The organism is Chthoniobacterales bacterium (assembly GCA_039930045.1).
In the GTDB taxonomy this organism is placed as follows: Bacteria; Verrucomicrobiota; Verrucomicrobiia; order Chthoniobacterales; family DASVRZ01; genus DASVRZ01.
This window is the reverse complement of sequence record JBDSQB010000001.1, coordinates 43,491-51,066: the sequence shown is the minus strand read 5'-3', so window position 1 is coordinate 51,066 and position 7,576 is coordinate 43,491. Positions and strand designations below refer to the sequence as shown.

Below are 7,576 nucleotides of genomic sequence, written 5' to 3'. Positions count from 1 at the left end.
GAGCGCACGCGTCTCGCGTGTTCCAGCGGACGTCTCGTCCGATGGCTGGGACGAGCTCTTTCGCGAGACGCAAAAGGGAACACGCGAGACGCGTGCGCTCCCGGGGAATGGCGGACCCTCGCGCTTACGACACGTGCGAGAACGTCTGTTGCGTGGGATTTATCACCAACGCGCGGAGGCGAATATTCTCGGGCCGGGCCAGCTCCGGATCGGCAGAGACGAGTTCCATTGCTTTCTGGCGAGCGAGGAGCATGAGGTCGCGGTCGTGGAGGATGTTGCCGATCTTCAACGGCGGCAAACCACTCTGGGCCGTGCCCAGAATATCGCCCGGCCCGCGCAGATTCAGATCGGCCTCGGCGATGGCGAACCCGTCCGTCGTAGCCGCCAGCGTGCGGAGTTTCTCCAGAGCCGCCGGGTCTTTCGTGCGCGTCAGCAAAATGCAAAACGACGTTTTCGCCCCGCGCCCAATGCGCCCGCGCAACTGATGCAATTGCGCCAGCCCGAACTTCTCCGCATCCTCAATAATCATCACCGTCGCGTTGGGCACGTCGATGCCAACTTCGATTACCGTCGTGGCGACCAAGACTTGAGTTTCATTCGACCGAAACCGGCGCATGATCGCGTCTTTTTCCTCCGGCGGAATGCGGCCATGGAGCAATTCACACTTCAGAGGCGCGAGAAAAGCGGACCATTTTTCGTATTCCTGGGTCGCGGCCTTGGCGTCGGTTTTTTCGCCCTCGTCGATCAGGGGACAGACCACGTAAGCCTGATTCCCCGCTGCCAGATACGACTTAAACTTGGCCGGGTCTTTCAGCGCGCCCTCCTCGCGGAGTTCCGTTTTAATGCGACCCCGGCCCGGTGGTAACTCATCCAAAATGGAAACATCGAGATCGCCATAAGCTGTCATCGTCAGCGTGCGCGGAATGGGCGTCGCCGTCATCACAAGCACATCGGGAGTGGGTCGACGCGAGATGAGTTTCGCCCGCTGCATCACGCCGAATTTGTGCTGCTCATCGATCACCACGAGGCCGAGATTCGAAAATTCCACGGAATCGTAGAGCAAGGCGTGCGTCCCGATGAACAGATGCGGCACGGGAGCGCACGCGTCTCGCGTGTTCCCTTTTGCGTCTCGCGAAAGGGCTTCCTGCGTCCAGCGCCACGGGTAATCCTCCTCCTGCGATACGACTCCAGCCCGAACCGGATTTTTTAGAATGTAATGAAACTTCTCCTCGGCCTCGCGATCCGTTCGCATCAGCCGGTCAAACGATTCCTTCTGCCAGACGGGCCCCTTCCGTTCTGTGATGGCGTTCATCTGATGCGCAGTGAATGACTTGATGGAATGGGTGATCTCGGCCAGTGAATAGAAGACGAGATTCCCATTTTCCAGTCGGTCTTTGACGAAAGGCTCCAGCAGTAAATGGACATGATCCGGCATCACACAGGCGGCGAAAAGTTCGTAGCGTTTGTTGTGGAAATGGATGACGGCGTCGAAGACCAGATTGCGTTCCTCCGGAGAAAGCGTCTCACGTTCATGGGTGGCGAAGGTGACCGCGTAAATGCCGTAAGGACGCTCGTAATGAGGCAGGCGTCGGCGGGTAAATCGGTAGCCAATCTCGGATTTAGACGAGACGTCTAAATCAACACGCGAGACGCGTGCGCTCCCGGAGGATGGCGCTCCATCAAACAGCGGGAGTGTCTCGTTATCCTCTTTCCGGCTGCCGGTGCGGAGGGCAACGTGAACCCCCAGCGGCTCCAGCAACCTTGTGAAATTCAAATAATGCTGCTCCGCCAGAATCTGCGTCGGAGCCATCAGCGCAGTCTGAAAACCCGCCTCGACTGCGAGCAGGATCGCCGCCAGCGCGACGAACGTTTTCCCCGAGCCGACATCGCCTTGCAACAAGCGGTTCATCGGATGCGGCGCGGCCAGGTCGGCGCGAATCTCGCCAATCACCCGCTCCTGCGCACCCGTTAGCGGAAACGGCAGCGCCTGGAGCAAGCGCGCGAGCAATTTCCCCGAGCCACAATGCGCCTCGCCGGGCAAAGCATGTGTCTGCGACCGCCGCCGCGCCACCTGCAACTGCAACCCGAAAAACTCCGTCAGCACGAGATGCCGCCGAGCCTCCTCCAGCGCCTCCGCATCGGGTGGAAAATGGATGTTGCGCAGCGCGCGGTCGCGTCCGGTGTCGCTCAGGCCCGCCGGCAGCCAGTCGGGCAGCGGCTCCAGTCGAGTTAGAAGCGAATCGACCAGCTTGCGAATCGCCCGCTGCGTCATCCCTTCCGTTGCCGGATAAATGGGCACGATGCGCTCCAGATTGAGCGACGCATCGGCATCATCCTCAATGATTTCAAACTCCGGATGTTCGATGCAGAGCGATTTCCCTCTAACTCGCGGCCTGCCAAAAACGACCACGCGCTGGCCCACGGCGATCATCTTTTGGACGTAGTGCAGGTTAAACCAGCGCAGCGTGATGGGACTCGACAGAATCGCTCCGTCCGGCGCCTCGATCACGGCGTCGAACATCTTTTTGTAACCGCCAAATCGCCGCAGATTCGTCTTCCTAACCAATCCGCAAATGCAGACCGGCTTCTCCATTTCCTGATTGGGAAACTGGTCGAAGCGGGTGCGATCCTCATGACGCTTCGGGTAATGCGAAAGCACGTCGCCGACAGTTAGTAGCCCCAGCCGGGCGAGGAGCTTCAACTGCGGCGGAAGGACGACCTCGGCGAGCGGCGTTTCAAATGTTAACATGACGTCCGCAGATGCGTGATCTGGAGTTGCAGCGAAGTCTCGCCGCGATAGGTGTTCGTCTCCAAATGAAACGCCACATCCCACGGCGGCGGCGGGAGCGGTGCGGCGGCTCCGCCGAAAAAGACCGCGGCCATTTGCGTCCTGCGATCCGCCAAAAACATCCGCAAGTGCTTCTCCTTCATCACGACCGGTTCACGCGCAGGATTCACTTTCCGCACCCAATACGTCGGGCGCGGATTCGCCATGCCAAAGGGCTCGAAATGATTCTGCGCGTCCCACAGCGCGTCGTTGATTTCGGCCAGGGTTAGCTCGCAGTCGAGATGCAGTTTCGGATGCAAGTTTTCCGGATCGACTAACATCGCCACCGCTGCCTCAAACTCGGCGGTGAATCGAGTTAGATTCGATTCTAAAATCGTCAATCCCGCCGCCATTTCGTGGCCGCCAAATTTCTCCAGCCACGGCGCACATTTTTCTAGCGCAGAGACCAATGAAACTCCGCTGATGCTGCGTCCGCTGCCTTTGCCGACGCCGTTTTCGTCGAAGGCAATGACGACGCTGGGCCGGTGAAAATGTCGCGCCAGCCGCGCCGCCACGATGCCGACGACTCCGGGCGTCCAGCCGCGCGCACCGACGACAATCGCGGGCGCTTCCGGCGCAGAGACGAGTTCCATCGCACTCTGGTGAGTGTGTTTTTCGATGGTTTGGCGCTCGGCGTTCTGCGCGTGCAATTCCGCGGCTAACATTCGGGCTTCAGCGGGATCATCGGTCGAAAGCAAATCCAGTGCGGCCTGCGCGGTACCGAGTCGACCGGCCGCGTTCAGGCGAGGCCCGAGTCGGAATCCAATGTCGGACGCATTCAGCGGAAAACTCACCCCGGAGACTTCGATTAAAGCGCGCAGTCCGGCCCAGCTCGTGTTTTGCATTCGCGTGAGGCCGTGACGCACGAGCAGCCGGTTTTCGCCGATCAGCGGCACGAGATCGGCGACCGTCGCGAGCGCGGCCAGATCGAGAAACGACTTCAAGTCGAAGTCCGGCAGAGGGCGCGTTTTCAGGAGCGCGTGGCAGAGCTTGAAGGCAAGCCCGCCGCTGCAAAGGTAGCCAAATTCATTTCCCCGCTTCGGGTTCACCACTGCCGCGCAGACGGGCCATTCGCCGCCGCATTCGTGGTGATCGAGCACGATGACGTCGATTCCATTGGAAGTCAGATCAGAAATTTCCCGGGCCGAACTCGTGCCGCAATCGACCGCGATGAGCAGCCCCGGCGCGTGCTCGGCGAGGCAGCGTGTGATGCCATCGGCGGAGAGCCCGTAGCCCTCATCGACGCGATGCGGCAGAAAGCAGGCGGCGGCGTTTCCATACTCGGCGAGCATCCGCCGGAGCATCGTGAGCGACGTCACACCATCGACATCGTAGTCGCCGTAAAGCGCGATTTTTTCTCCGGCATCGATGGCTTGGAAAATGCGCGCCACCGCCTTTTCCATGTCGGGCAAAAGCAGCGGATCGGACAAAGATTTCAGACGCGGATGCAGGAAAGCCGAGGCCAGATTCGCATCCGAGAGGGCGTGACGGCAGAGGAGCGGCGCGAGCGCGGCGGGCAGTCCGAGTGCCTGCGCCAGCGTCCGCGCGGCGGCGAGCTCGGGTGGGTTGCACGGGTGCCAGATCGGATTCACAAAATTCAGATTCGGGTCAGGGCGGACTCGCGCCAAGAAAAATTGCGGTCGGGCGGAGTTTCACCTTACGATACGCGCATGGAACAACGAATTCGTGAAAAAATGCAGTCTGCCGGCCTCAGTGAATCAGCCATTTCCGCCTTCCTCGCGGGCTACGCGCAACTCCAGGCAAATGCGACGGGATTGATCGCCGAGAGCGAGATCGCGCCAGTCGCGGAACTGCCGAAAGCAGGCGAGTTGCAGACGACTGAGGCGGCTGCCGCGCTGCTGGAAAAAACGGTGGTGATCAAGCTGAACGGCGGCCTCGGTACTAGCATGGGACTCGAAAAGGCGAAGTCCCTGCTGCCGATTCGCGACGGGCTGACTTTTCTTGATCTAATCGCACGGCAGATCCTGCATTTGCAAAAACAGGGCCGAGTTAGGTTCTTATTGATGAACAGCTTTTCCACGAGCGCCGACACGCTGGATTTCCTGAAAGCTTATCCCGAGTTAGGAACCGATCTGGAGTTGATGCAAAACCGCGTGCCGAAGCTGGAGGTCGAGACGCTCGCGCCCATCGAATGGCCGGCAAATCCGGCGCTGGAATGGTGTCCGCCGGGTCACGGCGACATTTATCCGTCGTTGTTAGGTTCGGGTCTGCTGGACCGATTGTTAGAGGGCGGAGTTAGATATTTATTTGTCTCGAATGCCGACAACCTGGGCGCGACTTTGGACACGGCGATTTTGGAATATTTTGCGGCGAGCGACCTGTCGTTTTTAATGGAAGTGACGAAGCGCACGAACGCCGATCGCAAGGGCGGGCATCTCGCGAAAGATGTTAGCACTGGGAGACTTCTCCTGCGCGAATCCGCACAATGTCCCGACGCGGACATGGACGAGTTTCAGAACATTGAGAAGCATCGTTTCTTTAATACTAACAATCTTTGGATTCGCCTGGATCGACTGAAGGAAACCATGCTAGCCAACAACGGCGTGCTGCCGCTGCCGATGATTCGCAACACGAAAACAGTCGATCCACGCGATGCTGGTTCGCCGAAAGTTTACCAGCTCGAAACCGCGATGGGCGCGGCCATCGGGGCGTTTGCCGACACGGGTGCGATTGAGGTTTCGCGCGAGCGTTTCGCTCCGGTGAAATCGACGGCGGATTTACTAGCATTGCGGTCGGATGCCTATCAAGTGACGGACGATTCACGGCTAGTACTGGCGGAGTCGAGAAATGGGCAGCCGCCCTTCGTCGATCTCGACAAAAACTACAAGTTTGTCGATCAACTCGATGCGGCGATTCCCGATGGCGCGCCGTCGTTGCTGGAATGTGAGAAGCTGGTCGTGAAGGGTCCGGTGCGCTTCGATTCCGCAGTGAAAATCGCGGGAAATGTGAGCATCGAAAATGACTCGGCTGAGACGAAAGTGGTTCCAGCGGGAGTTTTGAAAAATGAAATCGTTCGTTTCTAACATCATGCCGAGCCATTCGATTCATCCGGTGTTGCGGGCGGCGGCGTTTGCGGCGCGAAAGCATCGTTCCCAGACGCGGGCCGACGGAGTGACGCCATATTTTTCGCACGTGACCCGAGTTACATTTGTCTTGCGCGATCTTTACGGAATCGACGACCCGACGGCGCTGGCGGCGGCGTTCCTGCACGACACGCTGGAGGACACGGACACGGATTACGACGAACTGGCGGACAATTTTGGGAAGCTGGTCGCCGATTATGTGGTGGCTCTAACCAAGAACGCAATGCTGCCAAAAAATGTGCGCGACACGGAATATTTTGCGCGTCTGGCCGCTGCTCCCGAGGTGGTGCAGATCATCAAGCTGGCCGATTGCTACGACAATGTGACAGATCGCGCCGGTGGCCCGAAAATGCCGAAGACGATGGAGACGGCGAAGAAATTGCTGGTCCAGTTTGAGCCGAATCTGCGCACGGAGGCGGGCAAAAAAGCCTCGCGTTTTTTGCAGACGTTGATCAGCGAAATCGAGACCGGCGAATAGCTAGCGCGTCTCTCGCGTGACTTCGACCCAGGCCATGCCGGCGGCTAGCGCGGCAGCGATGCCAGTCGGGCTGTCCTCAAAGACGAGGCATTTCGTCGGGTCCACGCCTAACATCGCGGCGGCCTTCAGAAACGGCTCCGGGTCGGGTTTGCCATGTACCACGTCCTCGGCGGCGACCATGGCATCGAAGCAGCCTTCGAGTTTCACCCCTCGGAGAATTTCCTCGATCACTCGGCGGAACCCACCCGAGGCGACGGCCATGGGAATTTTCCCCCGCCATTGCTCGATGACGTCGATCACAGGCTGGATCGGGACGGCCTCGCCGAGGTGATGCAGGAAATATTTCTCCTTGGTGAGGACGATTTCAGTGACATCGAAATCCGCGTTCGCCCGCTCCCGGACGATTTCGGCCACGCGGTCGGTTTTTGTGCCGCCGAGGGAATAGAAAACGTCCTCGGGAAAAAACGCCGACCATTTTCCCAAGGCATGGGTCCAGGCGTCGAAATGGAGCGGCATGGTGTCGGCGATGGTGCCATCGACATCGAAAATGAAGGCCTCGAACGGACCGGGCGGCAATGTGAGCATCGCGCAAGGAAGCAGCGATTGCCCCGCTCTGAAAGTGATTAAGATGGAACTCCACTGGTTTTTTCCGTTGACGAGGCGGGCAAATCTCCCCACAGTCTGCGGCCCCTATGCGCCACACCATTTCTGTCCTCGTCGAAAATAAGTTCGGCGTTCTCGCTCGTGTCGCCGGCATGTTCAGCGGTCGCGGATTCAATATCGACTCGCTCAACGTCGGCCCCAGCAACGACAACACTTCGCGCATGACCATCGTGGTGCGCGGCGATGACACCGTTCTCGAGCAGGTCACCAAGCAACTCAACAAGCTGATCGACGTGATCGAGATTCAGGATTTTCACGACGACGAATATGTCGATCGCGAACTCGTGATGATGCGTGTCGCAGTCGATGCGAAGACGCGGCCCGAGGTCATTCAGATCTGCGACATTTTCCGCGCGAAAATCATCGACGTGCAGCACAAGAAACTCGCTATCGAAATCACCGGCAACGAGAGTAAAATCAACAAGTTTCTCAAGCTGATGGAAGGTTTCGGCATCAGCGACGTCACCCGCACCGGCAAAGTTGCGCTCGCTCGCGTCGAATAGA

General features: G+C 58.9%; 6 protein-coding genes. 3 read left to right on the top strand and 3 right to left on the bottom strand.

All coding sequences use genetic code 11. From position 1 onward, the window contains the following. Positions 1-124 precede the first annotated feature (124 nt). Both ABIT76_00215 and recJ read right to left on the bottom strand, forming a co-directional pair. Positions 125-2,749: a DEAD/DEAH box helicase gene (locus tag ABIT76_00215; protein ID MEO7931557.1), complete on the bottom strand. Its 2,625-nt coding sequence runs from the start codon at positions 2,747-2,749 to the stop codon at positions 125-127. Continuing rightward, positions 2,743-4,419: a single-stranded-DNA-specific exonuclease RecJ gene (gene recJ, locus ABIT76_00210; GenBank protein ID MEO7931556.1), complete on the bottom strand. Its 1,677-nt coding sequence runs from the start codon at positions 4,417-4,419 to the stop codon at positions 2,743-2,745. The genes ABIT76_00215 and recJ overlap by 7 nt, the downstream gene beginning before the upstream one ends. 78 nt (positions 4,420-4,497) lie before the next feature. Here recJ and ABIT76_00205 point away from each other — a divergent pair, with 78 nt between their 5' ends. Further along, the gene (locus ABIT76_00205; GenBank protein MEO7931555.1) at positions 4,498-5,871 is read left to right on the top strand and encodes a UTP--glucose-1-phosphate uridylyltransferase; all 1,374 of its coding nucleotides are present in this window, start codon (positions 4,498-4,500) and stop codon (positions 5,869-5,871) included. Next, complete coding sequence (locus ABIT76_00200; protein ID MEO7931554.1) at positions 5,852-6,409, top strand: HD domain-containing protein; 558 nt, start codon at positions 5,852-5,854, stop codon at positions 6,407-6,409. The genes ABIT76_00205 and ABIT76_00200 overlap by 20 nt, the downstream gene beginning before the upstream one ends. On the opposite strand, the gene ABIT76_00195 is transcribed toward ABIT76_00200, so the two are convergent. Continuing rightward, on the bottom strand, positions 6,410-6,994 hold the full coding sequence (locus ABIT76_00195) for an HAD family phosphatase (GenBank protein ID MEO7931553.1): 585 nt from the start codon (positions 6,992-6,994) through the stop codon (positions 6,410-6,412). Between the two features lie 107 nt (positions 6,995-7,101). Here ABIT76_00195 and ilvN point away from each other — a divergent pair, with 107 nt between their 5' ends. Then, a complete protein-coding gene (gene ilvN / locus ABIT76_00190; GenBank protein ID MEO7931552.1) occupies positions 7,102-7,575 on the top strand; it encodes an acetolactate synthase small subunit in 474 nt (157 codons plus the stop codon). The last annotated feature ends 1 nt before the right edge of the window (position 7,576 follow it).